The sequence below is a fragment of the Edaphobacter sp. genome, assembly GCF_035532915.1.
Lineage (GTDB): Bacteria > Acidobacteriota > Terriglobia > Terriglobales > Acidobacteriaceae > Edaphobacter.
In genome coordinates this window covers 20,093-38,212 of the sequence record NZ_DATKQC010000033.1, presented here as the reverse complement: position 1 = coordinate 38,212, position 18,120 = coordinate 20,093, and the positions used below count along the sequence as shown (strand labels likewise).

Genomic DNA, 18,120 nt, shown 5'->3' with positions numbered 1-18,120 from the left:
TATTCTCTTCATTCGCCACGCCGAGACCGACATGGCCGGCACCTTTTGCGGTCAATCCGACCCAACTGTGAACACCGCAGGCCATCGGCAAATCCAAAAACTTGCTGAAAGCCTACGCACCGAATCAATTGCAGCCGTCTTCACGAGCGATCTGCAACGCTCGGTGACGACTGCACGCGTGCTCGCTGAGTCCTTCGCCATTCCATATGTCACCCGTCCAGCGTTGCGTGAGATCAACTTTGGAAGGTGGGACGGTCTGACTTGGGAAGAAATTGAGAAGCTTGACTCGACCTTCGCTCAGCAGTGGCTCAAAGCCTTTCCGCACCTGACTCCACCAGATGGAGAATCCTTCGAGATATTCCAGGCAAGAGTGATGGCCGAGACAAGCTATCTCCTCAGCCAGTCCGAAAGCAGCTCGATCGCCGTCGTCACACACGCTGGGGTCATGCGTGTGGTCCTTCGTACTCTCTGCGGTCTTGATGAGAAGACGGCATGGGCCCTGACAAAACCCTACTGCTGCACCTTTCGATACGCGCACCATCCTCACCCCGACAAGCGCTTGCAGGAGATGCTCGGATGATGCCACATATCTTCAGCCCGATCCGTACCATAGAGCTTGTCGCCTGGGACTTCGACGCATACAAGCCCCGCCCCGAGTCGTTTGACCAAGAAAAGTCGATCAAAGCGCGTGATCTCGTCTTTCAGAGGCGATTGGATCATTGTTCCAGCGCGTTGTGCGAGAAGGAGACTCGACTCCTTCGCGATATTTTTGACATACAACTATCGCGCCACGACCTCCAGGCGGAGATGTGGGGCCTCGATTGGTCTCTCGGTGTAGTAGACCTGCGTCGGTTGCTCGCCTTTCAGCGCAGGTTGTCTTTCGATTCAACACTTCCCACCGTGAAGGTCTCTCCGCAATGTGATTGGGGCGACCTGATCGAGATCGCTTTCGCTTCTCCGAATCCGATCATCGGCGATGTGATCCACGATAGAGATAAGAAAACGGTCACTCTGCAATCGAGTAACCCAAATGTGCAGCTTAAGGTGACGCAAGACCCGGCAATGCCGGTCGCCGTTTACGCGGGCAGTCCGTTCTTTGAGGTCGCTCAATACGCAGGGCGCTGGTTCCTGCGCGATGGCTATCACCGCGCCTACAGTCTGCTTCGTGCAGGCATTTTTCGACTTCCAGCGGTGATCGTCCGCGCCCGAACTCTCGAAGAACTCGGAGCCGTCCAACCACGATTCTTCTCCGAGGCAATTCTTCTTTCGGAGCACCCTCCGTTCGTCACCGACTTTCTCAATGAATCCTTGACCATCGAATACGACCGTCATCCAATCATCAAGACGCTACGCATCACGATGGAAGAGAGCTTCACATTCCCACTTCCAATAGCAATTTCAGGAGATCAACTATGAGCATTTCAACAACACGCGGCGACGGCGGCCAGACGGGGCTCGCGGGCGGCATCCGCGTCTCCAAGGCGGATCTACGAGTCGAGTCCTATGGCACTGTCGACGAACTCAACACAGTCCTCGGATTCGCCCGAAGCATCTGCCAAAACCCCGAGATCAAAGCGTGGACTGAAACGATCCAGCGCACACTGTTCCGGCTCGGCTCAGCTCTGGCCACCCCTCCCGAGAGCAAGAAGCAGCCGCCCATCATCTCTGCTGAAGACGTTGCCATGCTCACCGAACTCGTCCACCAAATTGAAGCGATCGAAGGCATCTTGTCGGACTGGTCGCTCCCCGGGGCACACACGGAATCCGCAGCCTATGAAATAGCACGCGCAGTCTGTCGCAGGGCCGAGAGAAACGCTGTCCGCTTTGTTGAGAGCGGCGGAGTGGTCAAACCCGAGATCATCGTCTACCTCAACCGCCTCTCCGACGTCATCTGGCTTTTCGGTAGACTCATCGAATTCAATGCTGGAGTCGATGCGCGCCTCCGCGATGAGACGAAGACGGGGCCCAAGTGGTCGAGGGCATGGTAATGAAGGAACGCGCTGAGTTTGAGGTGCAAGAGCGCGACGCTATCTATCGCGCTATTGTTACCCGGCGCGATGTACGCAGGGGCTTTCTTGAAAATCCCCTGCCTGACGAATTGATTCAGCGCCTCCTGTCCGCGGCTCATTGCGCCCCTTCCGTCGGTCTCATGCAACCGTCGCGGTTCGTCTTGGTCCGTGACTACGGAGTCCGCCGAGCTGTTCATGAAGCATTTCTGCACGCAAACGAACACGCTCTGGCAACCTACACCGGCGAGCGTCGCGAGCAATATGCAAGTCTGAAGCTCGAAGGCATTCTGGAAGCTCCCCAAAACCTCTGCGTTCTGAGCGATCCGCACAGTGAGCGCGGCCATCAACTTGGCCGCCATACGATGCCCGAAACTGCGATCTACTCGACCGTCTGCGCGATACAGAATCTTTGGCTCGCCGCCCGAGCCGAAGGTGTAGGCGTAGGCTGGGTCAGCATCCTCGATCCGGATCGTCTCCGCGAGATACTGCACATTCCAGAAAGCATCGTTCCGGTTGGCTATCTTTGCCTTGGCTACGTCGACCGCTTCGCCACAGAGCCGGAACTTGAGCGCTTTGGGTGGGAGAGTCGGATACCACTCGAAAGGGTTGTGTCCTACGACCGATACTGCGCCGACCCCGAGACAGGAAAGCCATGAGGGCGCGTGCCATCATGGTGCTTGGGACGAGCTCCCACGTAGGGAAATCGCTTCTCACGGCTGCGCTCTGTCGCATCTTTGCGGATCAGGGAGTGAGCGTCGCGCCCTTTAAGTCGCAGAACATGTCTCTCAACTCATCTGCGACCTTGGAAGGTCTTGAAATCGGCCGCGCGCAGGCTTTACAGGCAGAGGCTGCCCGCATCCCCTCTTCGGTCCACATGAATCCCATACTTCTGAAACCTGCTGGAAACATGACATCGCAAGTGGTTGTTCGCGGGAAAATATGGGGCAGGCTCTCCGCCTCCGATTATCACCAGCGACGCGTCGAAGAACTGTTACCCCTCGTTCGCGAGAGCTACGAGATTCTCGCCGCTAAACATGAAGTCATCATCCTCGAAGGCGCCGGCTCGCCCGCGGAGATCAATCTGAAACAGCACGACATCGTCAACATGCGGATGGCCGCGATCGCCGATGCGGCCTGCCTACTGGTGGGCGACATCGACCGCGGAGGCGTCTTTGCTTCGCTCCTGGGTACTGTCCAGTTGCTCGATGCGACGGAACAACCCCGCATCCGGGGCTTCCTCATCAACAAATTTCGTGGTGATATCGCGCTCCTTGAGCCGGGTGTCCACATGATGGAAGATCGCCTCCAGAAGCCGTGCCTGGGGGTCGTCCCGTACATTCACCATCTTGCCCTCGAAGAAGAAGACAGTCTCGGCCTCGCCGACATAACTGGCGAGACGGAGCCATGGCTGCCGGAGAATGTCCGTGCAAGACCGCTACGTATTGCGGTCGTTGCGCTGCCATCTTCTTCGAATTTCACCGACTTCGACGCGCTACGCCACGAGCCATCTGTCTCATTGCGGTTCTGCCGGGAGCCATCCCAGCTTGCGCTGGCCGACCTAATCATCTTGCCTGGCAGCAAACAGACGGTCGAAGACCTCCTCTGGATGCGCCGTCAAGGTATAGATTCCTGCGTTGTGGCGCATGCCGCCCAAGGCCTCGTAGTCGGCATCTGCGGAGGGATGCAGATGCTTGGTACTGCGATTGTCGATTCACTTGCTATGGAGCATGGAGGTCAAGCCGATGCGCTTGGACTGCTACCGTTCACTACTCACATGAACCCCGATAAGGTGACTCGGGCGGTGACCGGTCGTCTATCTCTGTCAATGCTCTTCGGTCAGCGTGTGCCCGCAATAGATATCGATGGCTATGAGATCCACATTGGAGAAACCATGTATGCAGACGGCGCTCAGGCCTTTTCAATCCTGAATGGGCACGAGCCGGACGGAGGCATCTCCCCTGATACTCGCATCTTCGGAACGTATCTACATGGCATCTTCGATGACGACACATTCCGCCACACCTTCCTGGCCGCGGCTCGGAGCTTTCATCAACTTGCGCCTGTGGACCGCTTCGAGAACTGGAGGGAAAAGCGCGAAGACTCGTTCAACCTCTTAGCCGACACCGTTCGCGAATCGTTGGACCTGCCTCGTATCTTTGATTGGGTCGGCCTTCCGTACAAATCTCAAGGCCAGATTGAGCCGGTGGAGCAAATCCGTTGAATCGCTGCTCCCTTATTCCCGCTGCTTGGCTCCTCGACCAACTCGCCGGCGACCCCGAGTGGCTCCCGCATCCGGTGCGCCTGATCGGTTTTGCCACGGCGCGTGGCGAGGTTGCCCTTCGTCGGCCCGACCAGAGCGAATTGTCGGAATTTGTGTCTGGCGCAGCCCTGAGCCTGGCTGTCGTTGCCACCAGTTACCAAGCAACGCGCCAGTTGATCCGCTTAGCGAACCGCCTATCGCCCGCAGTGGGCAATACGGTTGAAGTCGTGCTCGCATGGAACTGCCTGGCAGCTCGAAATCTTGAACAGGAGGCAACCTCTGTCGTTGATGCACTCGATTCTGGAGACCTGCCGCTCGCTCGTCACCGCCTTGCACGCATCGTCGGACGAGACACCCAACATCTAGACACGCAGGAAATCTGCCGTGCCTTGATTGAGACACTAGCTGAAAGCGCCTCCGATGGCATTCTCGCACCGCTCTTCTATATGGCGCTGGGTGGCGTTCCTCTCGCTATGGCCTATAAAGCCGTCAATACACTGGACTCCATGATCGGGCACGCTGACGAGCGTTACTTTTATTTCGGAAAGGTTGCCGCTCGCCTGGACGACTCAGCCAACTACCTGCCTGCGCGCCTTACCGCGGCTGCCATCGTCGCAGTATCGAACGTCCACGAACATTGCGACCCTGTGGCAGCGTGGCAGACGTGGCGTCGTGACGGAGACAAGCACAAGAGTCCCAATGCGGGCCAGCCTGAAAGCGCCATGGCAGGAGCGCTGCGCGTTCGACTTGGAGGCGACAATACCTACGGCGGCGAGTTGGTTCGGGCTGCCCATATTGGCCGTGAGTTTTCACCCCCATCGCTGCCGAAAGTCAAAAGCGCACTCCGGCTGGTCTCAGTCGTAACGCTACTTGGTTTGGCCTGCGGCGTTCTTCTCTCAGCTTGTGCTCAGCCACGTGAAGCCCCAGGGGCGTCCCGATGATCGAACTCGTTCCCTTGCATGGCGGCCAATTACGACAGATCTCCGAGCGCTTCAATATCCCCTTGTCGCAACTAATCGACTTCAGCGCCAATATCAATCCCGACGGGCCTCCGCCCGCAGTCTTGTCCAACTTGCGAACGAGCCTTGAAGACATCTCAATTCTGACCGCATATCCCGATCTCGAACAGGCCGGACTCAAGCGATCAATAGCAGACTACGCCGGAGTTCACCCCAAAAACATCGTAGTCGCTAACGGCTTCATTCCGCTGCTGGAGTCTGCGCTCCGCACGCTAAGGGTCAAACGCTGCCTTCTCCCAGTGCCTGCCTTCGTCGAGTATCGTCGCAGCCTTGCACGTGCTGGAGTAGAGATCGAACCGCATATCCTAACTCCGGATTCCAACTTCCGTTATGACATCCATGCCTTGGTGCATGGTGGTCACGACGCTGTCTTGCTTGCCAATCCACAGAATCCCTCGGGCGTTCTTACCACAAGGAATATCTTGTTCCAGTTTGTCTCGGAGTGCGCAGATCGAAATATAACCGTGCTGCTTGATGAAGCATTTATCGATTACGCGCCTTTGGATTCACTGACGCTGGATGTTGAACGATTTGCAAACCTGATCGTCTTTCGCTCCGTGACCAAGTTCCACGGCATTCCGGGCCTCAGAGTGGCCTATGCAGTAGCCAACGAAGCTATAGCGCGAGCACTTAATGAACATCTTCCACCCTGGCCAATCACTACTCTAGCCTCATGCGCCGTTATATCCGCGTTAGCAGACCATCCCTTCGCGGAGCGCACCAGGCTACACAACGACGGGCGAAGAGATCGTCTGAACGGTGACCTTGATGCCCTGGGCATCCATACCTACCCCTCAGCCGCCAACTTCCTACTCCTTCGTCTTCCTGATGGCACCTCTGTAGAGCGTCTCTGGAAACACATGATCGCTGAACACCATATGGTGTTGCGAGACTGCTCAAACTATGAAACTTTGCCATCCAGACACTTTCGCACGGCGATACGCACGGCGGAGGAAAATGACAAGCTAGTTGGAGCAATAGCCCAGTCATTACAATTTTGCTAGGTGTTTAGTCCCGGCAATTGATGGATTGGATTGAGTGGGGCCTGCTTTTAGTTGCGAATACACGCAGCGGCATAGGGTCGGATGGCCTGCTGAATTCTGTGGATGATGAGTTCGTGAGGAGTTGCTCGCAGACTGCCTTCACGCACAGCCAGATATTCCGGCGGCATCTCGGCCGAGAGCAGAGTCTCCGGTATGGCTAGCCCTTCCAGGTTGCTCATAAGAACATTGACGGCAGCCTGAATCTCCGGCTGCGTCCAGTAGTACCGTATACGATCGCTGTAGCTGTAGCGCCGCAGCAGCCTTTGCCGATCAGATGTTCCGTGATAATGCTTTACCCAGTGCGCAGGATGCAGCAGCATCTGTCTCTCAACCACTCCGGAAAGATTGGAACATTTTTCCGCCGGAACGAGTTCGTTTTCGATAAGTTGAAGCGCAAAGAGCACTTCACGCAAGGCAAACGTCAGGGCAGGGCCAACCTTCAGAATAGGAAAGCCATCACTGACCAGCTCCTTATAAGCACGTGGCCGCTGATAGTCCGTCGAATGAGCTTCAAAGACCAAGCCCACGTCGTCCCGCAGCAACCTCCGCAACGGTACGGTTTTGCTGGAATCGTAATCAACTACACTGTCGTGATTAAATTCGACTCCGGGCTGCACAACCAGAGCGATGACCCGCGGCCAAACGTCTCCCAGACCCGCAGCAAAAAAGATCTCGCGATGAATCTGAAGCGTACGCGCTGCATGGGCATACGTTGTAACCTCCAACCCTGCGAGCGACTCCGTAGCGCCACCGGGAACAGGGACTTCTGTGCCGATCACATAGTATCTGGGCTGGCCACCGCTCGCCTCTTCTGCCGCACGGCAGAGACGCGCAGCTCTCTCGGCGACGACGCTGTCAGGCAACGGGGTCTGCTCTCCGAGGCAGGCCATGCTGGCGTCAAGATGGATCTTAGTGAAGCCTGCCCGCGAGTACTCGGCGACCATGTTCTGCGCGTGTTGCATGGCATCATCTGCGGGCAGATGTTGCCAAGGATTTGGACCGAGATGATCGCCACCGAGAATCAGCCTCTCCACTGGAAGTCCATGTGCAGTAGCAATCCGGAGAGCGAACTCACGAAAGTCTGCCGGTCTCATTCCGGTATAGCCGCCGAACTGATTGACTTGATTAGACGTGGCCTCAATGAGCAACGGTGTTCTGTCCACCACCGCCTGCCGCACAGCAGCTTCGAGCACCAGCGGATGCGCTGAGCAAACCGAATAGATACCTATGGGGAGCCCACTGAGAAAGGAAGAGCTAAGCTGTTGGAGAATACTCATGTTCAAGGCTCCAGTTGATTCCGATATCCACAAATATACAATAAACAATATAAAAAGTAATGAATACAAAGTGTAAAAGATGGAATTGTGCACCGAAAAGAATAGGGTGCAGTGAACTCACAATTTCTTTCCTGTCCCATCGTTTAACAAGATGAGCTAAGGGAACCGGTCCAGATTAATTGGACCGAACACACCGAAAACCGATATTTGAGGAAGAGCTGTCCGGCGTGTTTGAGATACGTGCCGCAACACGATAGCGATTGCAATACGACGCGTGGCAAAGGAAAGATCCACCCTTCATCACTTTGCCTTGCCCGGAGGTGGGGCCGGCAGGGTTGCGCAGCATGGGACTGGAGTGAAAGGACGCATGAAACCAATCCGCGCACCACTCCCATACATTCCCTGTCATGGAATAGAGTTCAAATGCATTCGGCGGGAAGCTATCGACCGGGCTGGTCCCCGCGTAGCCATCTTCAGCCGTATCTTCTTTTGGAAATTCTCCTTGCCAGATGTTGCATCGATGTTTCCCGTCGGGAGTCAGCTCATCGCCCCACGGATAGAGCTTCTGTACTAAACCACCGCGGGCCGCGTACTCCCACTGGGCCTCGGTGGGGAGCGACTTCGATGCCCATGTTGCATAATTACTGGCGTCGTTCCACGAAACATGAACTACGGGATGCTGAAGACGATTTTCAATGTTAGAACCCGGCCCCTCGGGCTGGCGCCAGAAGGAAGCAGAGACCTTGCACCACCATGGTGCTGCTGCGACAGTGTCTTCTATTAGTTCCGCCCGCCGATCGACAGGAATATGCGACCAAAAGACAAAGGACCAGCCGAAGAGTTCGGCCTCCGTGCGATAGCCGGTCGCATCGACAAATGCGGAGAAGTCCGCGTTGGTTACAGGAAAGGTATCGATTTGAAACGGAGAGAGTTCTACAGGACGCACCGGGCCCTCCCCGTCTTGAGGAAACCCTCCGCCATAATTCGTACCCATTAGAAATTCGCCGCCTGGCAGGGAAACCATGGCACCTTTTTTGTCGATAGAGAGACTGGCTTTGGCACTCGTGGCCGTTGACGCGCGCTGAGCTTGCAGCTCAAGCTTCGCCCGATCTGATGCAGGTGTGCAGCAGCAATCATTACGCTTCACATCATCGACGATGTTCGGCGTATCGTCCCCCATGACAGGTTTTCTTCCATCTGACATCACGGTCGCCTCACTTTTCGCATGGCTGGAGTTGGCCAAAGGACATCAAAATCGCCATGGAGGCCAGGTCTTCTTTTCCTAAGAAGTGGCCTCCATGGCAGTTTCCAATTTTTATCAGACATCCTCGCCATCCACTACGATTGTAAAACTGTGAGCCAGTCCATCATATTGGGTAAATCCGAGTTAGAGATTGTGCCCTTGACCTCCATCGCCGTCACTGCAGACGACATGCGCGCGAACTCTTTTCCGTAAGACCTATCCGAGGAGTTCTCATACCTGCAATCGCCAGACTAGCGGGTCAACTTGGTTCTACACTTGTGGGGGCCGAGGAGAACAATACGATGAGGCCTTCCATCAGCGTCGGATGAGTGAGCACCGCATCTCGAACGGCTGTGTAAGGCAAGCCTCCCATCATCGCAAGCTGGATTGCGGACATGATCTCACCGCCACCAATCCCGAAGACGGTAAAGCCAAGGATCTTGTCGTCCCGCCCCACAAGGGCCTTCATAAAACCCCGCGTCTCCGAGAGCGTCCGCGTGCGCAGGACTGAGATCATAGGGATCTTAAAGATTCGGTAGCCAACACCTTTGGCCTTCGCCTCATGTTCCCTCAGGCCGACGTGCGCAAGTTCCGGATCGGTAAACATTGCGAAGGGAACCAATCGACCGGTCGTGGTGCGCGCTCCGCCCGTGATGTTGTCCCTGACGATACGAAAATCATCGAATGAGATGTGGGTGAATTGTGGGCCTCCGGTAACGTCGCCGACAGCCCAGATTCCCGCTGCCGTTGTTTGCAGACGTTCGTCTACTTTGATATATCCGCGCTCCGCTGTCTCAACTCCAGTCAGCTCAAGCCCCAGGTTCTCTGTATTGGGCAGTCTGCCCGCGGCCACGAGAAGATGCGTCCCTTTTACGTGCCTCAGCAGACCATCTTGCTTGTAAGCGACGTCCACGGCTTTACCGGACTGTCCGGATACCTCTTCAACCGATGCGTTGAGGATAAGTTCAATCCCCTCATCCTTGAACATCTTCTCCAGTTCAACGGTCACATCTACATCCTCATCGTGCAGCAGTGAACTGTTCCGTTCGATGATAGAAACGCGACTGCCAAGCCGACGCATGGCTTGCGCAAACTCCAGCCCGATGTATCCTCCGCCGAGGATCACGAGATGCTCGGGCAGGACATCAAGTTCCATCACCTCAATGTGAGTAAGCGCCTTCGCGTCTGACAATCCGGGAATGTTGTCCAACCGGGCTCGAGTGCCGGTACCGATCAGCACATCCTCACCACGCAAATAGCGGGTGCCACCCGCGCTCAGTGCCACCTCAACCGTCTTTGGAGCTACGAAGCGACCTTCTCCCATAACGAGCACGGTTCCACTCGTATTGAAGTTCCGAACATGGATGTCTACCAGACTCTTTACCATGCCGCGCTTGCGGCCCATCACCGCAACCATATCGACCTGATAGCCCTGGGTTGTGATCCCGAACTCGGCAGCGCGGGAGAAGTAAGACGCGACCTTTGCACTATGGATAATGTTCTTGCTGGGAAGGCATGCGATGTTAGGGCAGGCTCCGCCAATCCAGCGACGCTCAACAATCGCGACGCTTTTGCCTTGGCGGGCCAGAGTCCATGCGACAAACTTAGCCCCTTCGCCGGTTCCCAGAATAACGAGATCAAAATCCTCGGGCTGTTCCGCGCTGCTCACCGTTCCAGAATTTGCTAAAGTTGCCATCAGTATCCTCCACCGCTCAACTAAGCTAAGACCCAGCTATAGGGATGTTCAGGCCTGCATCACCGCGCCGCATTTCACGGCGTATCGAAGACCCACCCGGGAGTCTCAAAACATGGATCGGTTAGAGCTTTTCTTCAGCCATCTGGCACTCACTGCGCGTGTGTTCCTTGCAGGAAGGCTTTGTGGCACATCGAGCGACCACGCTTCTGCAAAATGCGGACACCTCCATCTCGTGCGGAATGGGAGGATGAGGATTCTGGATGTGGGTGGCGTGGCAGATTTGATTGACGAACCTACCATCCTTCTCTATCCATACTCTGAACCCCACACCTTCCAATCTGATGGGGCAGATATCGTCTGTGCTTTCGTTGAGTTTGGAACGAGTGTGTCTAACCCGCTGGCGCGTGCCCTTCCGAAACTGCTCAAAGTCCCCTTGTCTGCCGTCCCAGAGCTCCAACCGGTGATTGAATTGCTTTTTGTCGAGGGGTTTGCCGACAAGCCGGGTCGCCAAATCGCCGTCAATCGCCTTGTGGAATACATCCTGGTCGTTCTGCTGCGGACCGGGGTCGAGCGGCGCCTCGTTCAGGATGGCGTTCTTCCTGCGTTCTCCGATCTGCGTTTGTCGAAGGCAGTCGATGCCATTCATCTTGAGCCGGAACGACAGTGGCAACTTCAAGAACTGGCCACTGTTGCCGGTATGTCCCGAGCGCGCTTCGCTGCGCACTTTCTTGGAGTCACGGGACACACACCCTTCGAGTACCTTGCCCAATGGCGAATCAGTGTCGCGCAATCGCTGCTTCTGAAAGGCGATCCACTCAAGCTGGTTGCACCCTGTGTCGGTTACGCAAGCGCTGGCGCTCTGACTCGAGCCTTCACCCAGCATGTGGGGATGTCGCCGACTGTATGGCTTGAAAGCCAACGGAAGGCGAGATTGTGACGAGGTTTGTTGGATAGTCATCGCAAACGGAAGTTATTAAGTGACATCTGAAACAATGATGCGGGATCGAGCCACAGAGGATGAATCTTGAGCTGGTAGGAGGAATAAAGTGGTGAAGGCGTTTTTTGTTGAAGAAAATGATGGCATGTTCTTATCTCGCGAGATGGAAAAGCCTATACCAAAAGCAAATCAGGTCGTCGTCAAGATCTCGCATGCAGGGGTGAATCCTCTGGATACTAAGATTCGATCGGGCAAAGCTGCGCATGCAAAGCAACCTCTGCCTGCGATTCTGGGTATGGACATGGCTGGAGTGGTGGAATGTGTGGGCGCGGATGTCCGGCAATTCCGGCCAGGGGATGAAGTCTTCGGAATGGTTGGAGGCGTGGGAGGGCTCCAGGGCACGCTTGCGGAATATATCGCTGTGGACGCTTCGCTTCTCGCCTCGAAATCGGAGAAGCTCAGCATGCGAGAAGCCGCGGCGCTCCCTCTAGCCACGATCACCGCATGGGAAGGGCTTATCGACCGTGCGGATGTGAAAAAGGACGACAGGGTATTGATCCATGCCGGCGCCGGAGGGATTGGCTACGCTGCGGTTCAAATTGCACTGTCGAGAAGCGCTAAGGTTTTCGCAACAGTATCGAACGATAAGCGTTCTCTCGTCGAAAACTTAGGTGCGGTGGCCATCGAACGAGGGACTCCCGTCCAGGAGTATGTAGACGCACACACAGACGGCGCTGGCTTCGACATTGTCTATGACACGCTGGGTGGACCTATACTCGATGAGTCTTTTGTGGCTGTAAAGCGGTATACAGGTCACGCTGTCAGTTGCCTGGGATGGGGGACGCACGCTTTAGCTCCCTTGTCATTTCGGGGCGCGACATATTCTGGAGTCTTCACTCTTCTCCCCCTCTTGACCGGAATAGGCCGTGAGCACCATGGAGAAATCCTGAAGCAAATTTCAGACCTTGCCTCCAACGATCAGATGAAACCGCTTCTGGCCGAACAGCATTTCGGAAGCAATCAGATCGCACAGGCATTTGACCTTGTTGCCAACGGCAGCAGGGGAAAGGTTGTAGTTGAAATCTAGATTTAAACTATTTGCGGCCGGGGTGGGTGCACGGCAAGTTTAGCAGTGGCGACCAAATAGTATTTCGGCAACCGTGTCGTACGCGTCCATATCAATCGATAAGGCAGTGATGGAGGCTGTAAGCCAGCCTCCATCACTATCCCGGCAATCGGGCTTCCATCAATCAGGCTGCTCGCTGTCTCAGCGTGCGGCTTGCTAGGCGTGAGTCTTTTCTTCCGCAGCAAGCTGAACGCATAACGCCACAGCCTTCGCCGCTTGCCGAACTTCAGCGAGCCCAGGAAACGACGGTGCAATCCGAATGGTTCGATCTTCCGGGTCGTTCCCATAAGGATGGGTCGCACCGGCAGGCGTCAGGACAACGCCCGCATCTTTGGCCAGAGTGACGACTCGCTTGGCGCAGCCGGAGGGGACGTCGAGGCTGATGAAATATCCTCCCTTTGGCCTGGTCCACGACACATCTTGAAGGCCCGACAGTTCTGCATCGAAGACATCGAGAACGGCCTGGAATTTGGGGGCCAGCAGTTGCTTGTGCTTCTCCATCAGAGCGGCGATGCCCTCTTCATCTTTCAAGAAGCGGACATGGCGTAGCTGATTGATCTTGTCAGGCCCTATGGTTTGCGGGGTCAGACGCGAGAGCAGCCATTTAATGTTCTCTTTCGACGAGGCAACAGCAGAAAGGCCAGCTCCCGCAAAGGTGATCTTCGATGTGGAGGCGAACACGAATGCTCGATTCGGGTTTCCCTTGCCAGCACACCGCTCGAGAATATTTGCGAGCGAAATCTTTTCTTCGGTGAGGTGATGGACCCCGTAGGCGTTGTCCCAGAAGATGCGGAAATCGTTCGCCGCCGTCTTCATCCCTGCAAGCCGCTCCACCACGGCATCAGAATAGACCGTGCCCGTCGGATTGCTGTACTTGGGAATACACCACATGCCTTTGATGGACGCATCCGAAGCCACCAGTCGCTCTACTTCATCCATGTCCGGCCCGTCTTCTGTAAGACGAATGGGGATCATGCGAATGCCATAGTCCTCGCAGATTTTGAAATGCCTGTCGTATCCGGGAACGGGGCAAAGAAAAGCGATTTCGCCCTGCCTTGACCATGGCCCAGTGCTGTCGCAGGTTCCTTTGAGCAGCGCAAAGGCAACGTGGTCATGCATCAAGGCGAGGCTGGCGTTATTGCCGATGACAATTTGTTCCTGCGGCGCTCCCAACAGGCTTACAAATAACCGCCGTGCCTCTGGCAGCCCCAGCAATCCGCCATAGTTGCGCGTATCCGTCTTATCTTCAGCAAGGAAATCTGACCTCCCGGGGAGATCAAGAAGCTCCACGCTGAGGTCCAGTTGCTGCGATGATGGTTTTCCTCGTGTCAAATCCAACTTGAGCCCAAGTTGCTGAAGAGCGGAATAATCTGTCTGAATCTGAAGCAAGGACATCGTTAACTCCTGTGAAGATGAGAAAAGTCAAAGGCACTCGTTCTATTGTCAACCACAGAGGTAAATTCTGCTTTGGCCGCCCAATACTTGATTGCGATAATATCCAGAGCCGCTCTGTAATGAACGCAGCGCCTGCGCATCCTGATCGCACCCATAGACTTCAGGACAGACGCCTGCCTCTATCTCTGTAGAGACAGGCTACCAAATTGCTGCATGCTAACGGAGGACAGATGCGAACAGTATTGGCATTGAATCACCTGGCTTTCGAGGACCTGGGCTCACTCGGGACAGAACTAACGCGTGCCGGTTACACCATCGATACCGTCGACGCCTGTACCGCGGATCTGCGCGCCATTGATCCCCTGGCACCCGATCTCTTAGTCATTCTCGGCGGCCCGATTGGCGTGTATGAGCACGAAACTTACCCGTTCCTCCACCCAGAGATGGATTTGATCCGCTCACGGCTTGCTAAAAAACTTCCTACCATCGGCATCTGTCTCGGCGCGCAATTGATTGCGGCATCCTTGGGAGCTTCGGTTTACCCAGGCACGCAAGGCAAAGAGATCGGCTGGGCTCCCATCAAGCCAGGCACCGATGCGGTGCTCCACCCCTTTTTCTCCGAACTCCTTATTCCCGATCTACATGTCCTTCACTGGCATGGCGACACCTTTGACCTGCCAGCCAACGCTCACCACCTCGCTGGCACAGCCTCCTACGCGAATCAGGCTTTTGCGATTGGACAGCACGCGTTGGGACTTCAGTTTCATCCAGAGGTCACAGCACAAAATCTGGAGCGATGGTACGTGGGCCACGCATGCGAACTCGCTCATGCTGAAATCAGCGTTGCTCAACTGCGCAAAGACAGCCGAATCTTTGCACCGAAACTAGAGGCAGCGGCACAGCGCTTCTGGCAAAGCTGGCTCAGCGGAATGGCTGGCTAATGATGCAACGGCGGCGAAAGGCGCTCGTCCCATATATATAGATGGTTAATTTGCGCTGGCGCGGGGAGCTGTATCTATCTGGCGTTATTGCTGGCCAAGCTTCATCTCCAAAGGATATATTCCGGTGTTGAGGAAGAGGACGGCAATGATCGAACGGATTGGATGCGGTGGCAAGAGAGTCTCTCTGATTGTGGTGGTTTCGATAGCCTTTACAGCAGCATTGTGTGCACCAATGGGCTGGGCCCAGACGCCCGCGACTGCTTCCCCGGAACAAGCTGCTTCGACCGCAGCACCGGCAAAGGAGGTTCATGCGCGCGGGGACATCGCCGGAAACTGGCAAGGCACATTGAACACACCGCAACGATCTCTGCGGATCATCCTCCAGATAGCCCGCACAGATAAGGGCTGGAGCGCGAAGATGTACAGCATCGACCAGGGAGCGCAGCCCTTCAATGCCTCTTCGGTTTCATTGGACGGCTCTGCATTTAAATTTTCAATCGATATGGTCAGCGGCAGCTACCAGGGAACCTTGGGCAGCACCGGCGACGTAATCACGGGAACCTGGACACAAGGCAGCGGACCGAAACAATTGGATTTGGTGCGCTCAACCAGGGAAACTGCATGGGAGATTCCAGCGCCACCACCGCCACCGAAGCTGATGGCCGCAGACGCCGATCCGTCGTTTGACGTCGCGACCATCAAGCCGAACAACTCGGGAGCATCGCAGATGCAGGGGCTCACAATAAGAGGCCGTGACTTTGCAACACGCAATTCCTCTCTCGTCGATCTGATCTCGTTTGCCTACAATGTGCAGGCAAAACAGATTGTGGGCGGCCCGGCATGGATGGACAGTGACCGTTACGACATTGCAGCAGTGCCGGTGCAAGAGGGTGTCCCCAATCCCCAGCAGTTGCGAACCATGCTGAAGAAATTGCTGGCAGATCGGTTCAAGCTGACGTTCCACCAAGAAAAGCGCGAACTTTCGGCCTATGTGCTGACCGTTGGCAAGAATGGGCAGAAGCTGACACCAACGCAACTAAAAGGGCCGTTGCCCGGCCTCGGCTACCACCCGGCCCCAGGCGGCATCATGATGATGATGATGAACGGAACGCTGGAGGATTTCACGAGCTTTCTACAGACGCTTGTCCTGGATCGGCCCGTGGTCGATCACACTGGGATCAAGGGTAAGTTTGATCTTCACTTCACCTTCACCCCCGACGATTCCGAGTTCAATGGACATCCTCCACCGCTGCCCAAGCAGGCAGATACAGCTAATACCTCACCGGGTCTCTTCGAGGCGATCCAGCAGCAGCTTGTGCTGAAGCTGGACGCAGAGAAGACTCCGGTCGACGTGATCGCTATCGATCATGTCGAGAAACCTTCGCCAAATTAGCGATGCAGGTAATTTCAGGGAGAATGACCGCGAATGATGACCGAACAGGTCGGACGCAATTGCCGAAATCGTCTTCTGTTCGCTAGAGCCTGTTATGAAGTTTGCACCAAGATAGTTGCTTACGTTGGCGGCCAATCCTATCCAGTATGGAGGGATGGCAAGCAAAGAGAAAGTCGGTTATCCGAGCGATGTGACGGATGAGGAGTGGGCGTTTGTGCTGCCGTATCTGCTGCTGAGCCGGGAGGACAGCGCCCATCGGGAGCACGATCTGCGAGCTGTTTTCAATGGCGTTCGCTACATTGCGCGGACGGGCAACCAATGGCGGTTCATGCCGCACGACTATCCTCCGTGGCCTGCGGTTTATCAGCAGATGCAGCGCTGGATGCGGGCAGGATGCTTTGAGCGGCTGGTCGAAGACACGCGCATTCTGCTGCGTGAGTTTGCCGGACGCAAGGGCCAGCCGACGGCAGCGTGTATCGACAGCCGCACGCTGCAATCCACGCCCGAGAGCGGCGCGCGGGCGGGCTACGACGGCGCGAAACGGCGCAAGGGCTCGAAGGTCCACATCGCCGTCGACACGCTGGGCCACCTGCTCGCACTGTCGGTGACTCCGGCCGATCAGGGTGATCGCGCCCAGGTCGAGACGTTGGCCCAAGCCATGCAGCAGGTCACCGGAGGCACGGTCGATCTGGCCTATGTCGATCAGGGCTACACCGGGCCAAGCGCGGCCGAGGCCGCCCAGAGTCACGGCATCCGGCTCGAAGTGGTCAAACACCCCATGGCCAAGCGAGGCTTCGTGCTGCTGCCGCGCCGTTGGGTGGTCGAGAGAAGCTTCGCCTGGGCTGCCCGATTCCGCAGACTCGTGCGCGACTACGAACGACTCGACACTACGCTCAAAGGCTTCCATTACGCCGCCTTCGCCTGCCTCATGATCGCCAACATGTTCAAACAACTCGCATGAACTTCATAACAGCCTCTAGCCGCTGGCTGGCCTTCGCGCTATGCGGCAGCGTATCGATTGCAATCTGGGCACAAGCACCAGCGGCCCCCACCCCATCGTTCGAAGTGGCATCCGTGCGTCAGGTTCCGGCAGAACACGGGTACATGTCGATCAGTCCTTGGGGACAAGGGCGATTTACTGCAAGAAACGTCCCCATGAAAGTTCTGATTGAACTGGCCTTCGATGTGACCGGCAATCAGATCTCCTACAAAAATGCAGGATGGATGGATTCGGGACTCTACGACATTGACGCGAAGCCGGAGGGCGACGTCCCTCTAAGCTATGAACAGGCCAAGCCTCTCTTACGGCAGTTACTGGCGCATCGGTTCAAGCTGACAGTTCACTATGAGCAAAAAGACGTCAGGGGGTATGACCTCGTGGTCGCGAAGGGCGGCTCGAAACTTACGACAGTCAAGGAAGCTACTGTTGTCGGATATATTTTCCAGGATGGAATACGAAGCCCAAGTATCTCTATGAGAGGTTTAGCTGCGATGCTGGCTCACCCGCTGGGTCAACCAGTCATGAACAAGACGGATATCGCTGGCAACTACGATATCAATCTGCACTTCGCACCGGACGGATCAACAGATTCTCCCTATCCATCCATCTTCACGGCGGTGCAGGAACAGCTTGGGCTGAAGTTGGAGTCCCAGAAGGTTCCCGTGGAAATGCTGGTCATCGATCACCTGGAACAAACGCCCTCTCCAAACTAAAGCAAGCTCTGCCGGCGATTAAGGTGTCGAAAAACCCGCTCAATGTCTTATTTCGATATGATTATCAC

Annotated in this window: 16 protein-coding genes and 1 pseudogene; 13 read left to right on the top strand and 4 right to left on the bottom strand. The window is 55.8% G+C overall.

Annotation, left to right across the window (positions count from 1 at the left end; genetic code table 11):
* From VMU57_RS01575 to VMU57_RS01545, 7 genes are all read left to right on the top strand, one after another.
* The coding region (locus VMU57_RS01575) for a histidine phosphatase family protein (RefSeq protein ID WP_325380112.1) at positions 1-580 on the top strand (580 nt) is incomplete at its 5' end.
* Entirely contained in the window at positions 577-1,416 is an 840-nt protein-coding gene (locus VMU57_RS01570) for a hypothetical protein (protein WP_325380110.1), read from the top strand. The genes VMU57_RS01575 and VMU57_RS01570, both read left to right, overlap by 4 nt.
* On the top strand, positions 1,413-1,988 hold the full coding sequence (locus tag VMU57_RS01565) for a cob(I)yrinic acid a,c-diamide adenosyltransferase (protein WP_325380108.1): 576 nt from the start codon (positions 1,413-1,415) through the stop codon (positions 1,986-1,988). Before VMU57_RS01570 ends, VMU57_RS01565 begins: the two co-directional genes overlap by 4 nt.
* On the top strand, positions 1,988-2,665 hold the full coding sequence (bluB, locus tag VMU57_RS01560) for a 5,6-dimethylbenzimidazole synthase (RefSeq protein WP_325380106.1): 678 nt from the start codon (positions 1,988-1,990) through the stop codon (positions 2,663-2,665). The genes VMU57_RS01565 and bluB overlap by 1 nt, the downstream gene beginning before the upstream one ends.
* Complete coding sequence (locus VMU57_RS01555) at positions 2,662-4,230, top strand: cobyric acid synthase (RefSeq protein ID WP_325380104.1); 1,569 nt, start codon at positions 2,662-2,664, stop codon at positions 4,228-4,230. Before bluB ends, VMU57_RS01555 begins: the two co-directional genes overlap by 4 nt.
* Positions 4,227-5,210 carry an adenosylcobinamide-phosphate synthase CbiB gene (cbiB, locus tag VMU57_RS01550; RefSeq protein ID WP_325380102.1) on the top strand — a complete coding sequence of 328 codons (984 nt, stop codon included), beginning with the start codon at positions 4,227-4,229 and terminating at the stop codon, positions 5,208-5,210. The genes VMU57_RS01555 and cbiB overlap by 4 nt, the downstream gene beginning before the upstream one ends.
* Positions 5,207-6,292 (top strand): threonine-phosphate decarboxylase, encoded by a 1,086-nt coding sequence (locus tag VMU57_RS01545; RefSeq protein WP_325380100.1) that lies wholly within the window; start codon positions 5,207-5,209, stop codon positions 6,290-6,292. Before cbiB ends, VMU57_RS01545 begins: the two co-directional genes overlap by 4 nt.
* A gap of 47 nt (positions 6,293-6,339) precedes the next feature.
* Here VMU57_RS01545 and VMU57_RS01540 read toward each other — a convergent pair whose 3' ends face one another.
* The 3 genes from VMU57_RS01540 to VMU57_RS01530 all read right to left on the bottom strand — a co-directional run bounded on the left by VMU57_RS01540 (position 6,340) and on the right by VMU57_RS01530 (position 10,547).
* On the bottom strand, positions 6,340-7,608 hold the full coding sequence (locus VMU57_RS01540; RefSeq protein ID WP_325380098.1) for a D-tagatose-bisphosphate aldolase, class II, non-catalytic subunit: 1,269 nt from the start codon (positions 7,606-7,608) through the stop codon (positions 6,340-6,342).
* A gap of 175 nt (positions 7,609-7,783) precedes the next feature.
* Positions 7,784-8,851 (bottom strand): formylglycine-generating enzyme family protein, encoded by a 1,068-nt coding sequence (locus VMU57_RS01535; protein ID WP_325380096.1) that lies wholly within the window; start codon positions 8,849-8,851, stop codon positions 7,784-7,786.
* Positions 8,852-9,110: 259 nt separating this feature from the next.
* Entirely contained in the window at positions 9,111-10,547 is a 1,437-nt protein-coding gene (locus VMU57_RS01530; RefSeq protein ID WP_325380094.1) for an FAD-dependent oxidoreductase, read from the bottom strand.
* A 112-nt stretch (positions 10,548-10,659) separates the two neighbouring features.
* Here VMU57_RS01530 and VMU57_RS01525 point away from each other — a divergent pair, with 112 nt between their 5' ends.
* Together VMU57_RS01525 and VMU57_RS01520 are read left to right on the top strand one after the other, a co-directional pair.
* Positions 10,660-11,484 (top strand): AraC family transcriptional regulator, encoded by an 825-nt coding sequence (locus tag VMU57_RS01525; RefSeq protein ID WP_325380092.1) that lies wholly within the window; start codon positions 10,660-10,662, stop codon positions 11,482-11,484.
* A 145-nt stretch (positions 11,485-11,629) separates the two neighbouring features.
* Entirely contained in the window at positions 11,630-12,571 is a 942-nt protein-coding gene (locus VMU57_RS01520) for an alcohol dehydrogenase catalytic domain-containing protein (RefSeq protein WP_325380090.1), read from the top strand.
* Between the two features lie 195 nt (positions 12,572-12,766).
* On the opposite strand, the pseudogene VMU57_RS01515 reads toward VMU57_RS01520, so the two are convergent.
* Positions 12,767-14,008: pseudogene (locus VMU57_RS01515) on the bottom strand (aminotransferase class I/II-fold pyridoxal phosphate-dependent enzyme); the annotation flags it as partial.
* Positions 14,009-14,235: 227 nt separating this feature from the next.
* On the opposite strand from VMU57_RS01515, the gene VMU57_RS01510 reads away from it, so the two are divergent.
* The 4 genes from VMU57_RS01510 to VMU57_RS01495 all read left to right on the top strand — a co-directional run bounded on the left by VMU57_RS01510 (position 14,236) and on the right by VMU57_RS01495 (position 18,052).
* Positions 14,236-14,946 (top strand): glutamine amidotransferase, encoded by a 711-nt coding sequence (locus tag VMU57_RS01510; RefSeq protein ID WP_325380088.1) that lies wholly within the window; start codon positions 14,236-14,238, stop codon positions 14,944-14,946.
* Positions 14,947-15,091: 145 nt separating this feature from the next.
* Positions 15,092-16,339 (top strand): TIGR03435 family protein, encoded by a 1,248-nt coding sequence (locus VMU57_RS01505; protein WP_325380086.1) that lies wholly within the window; start codon positions 15,092-15,094, stop codon positions 16,337-16,339.
* A gap of 154 nt (positions 16,340-16,493) precedes the next feature.
* A complete protein-coding gene (locus tag VMU57_RS01500) occupies positions 16,494-17,300 on the top strand; it encodes an IS5 family transposase (protein ID WP_325380084.1) in 807 nt (268 codons plus the stop codon).
* Positions 17,297-18,052, top strand: a complete 756-nt coding sequence (locus VMU57_RS01495) for a TIGR03435 family protein (RefSeq protein ID WP_325380082.1) — start codon at positions 17,297-17,299, stop codon at positions 18,050-18,052. The genes VMU57_RS01500 and VMU57_RS01495 overlap by 4 nt, the downstream gene beginning before the upstream one ends.
* Positions 18,053-18,120 lie beyond the last annotated feature (68 nt).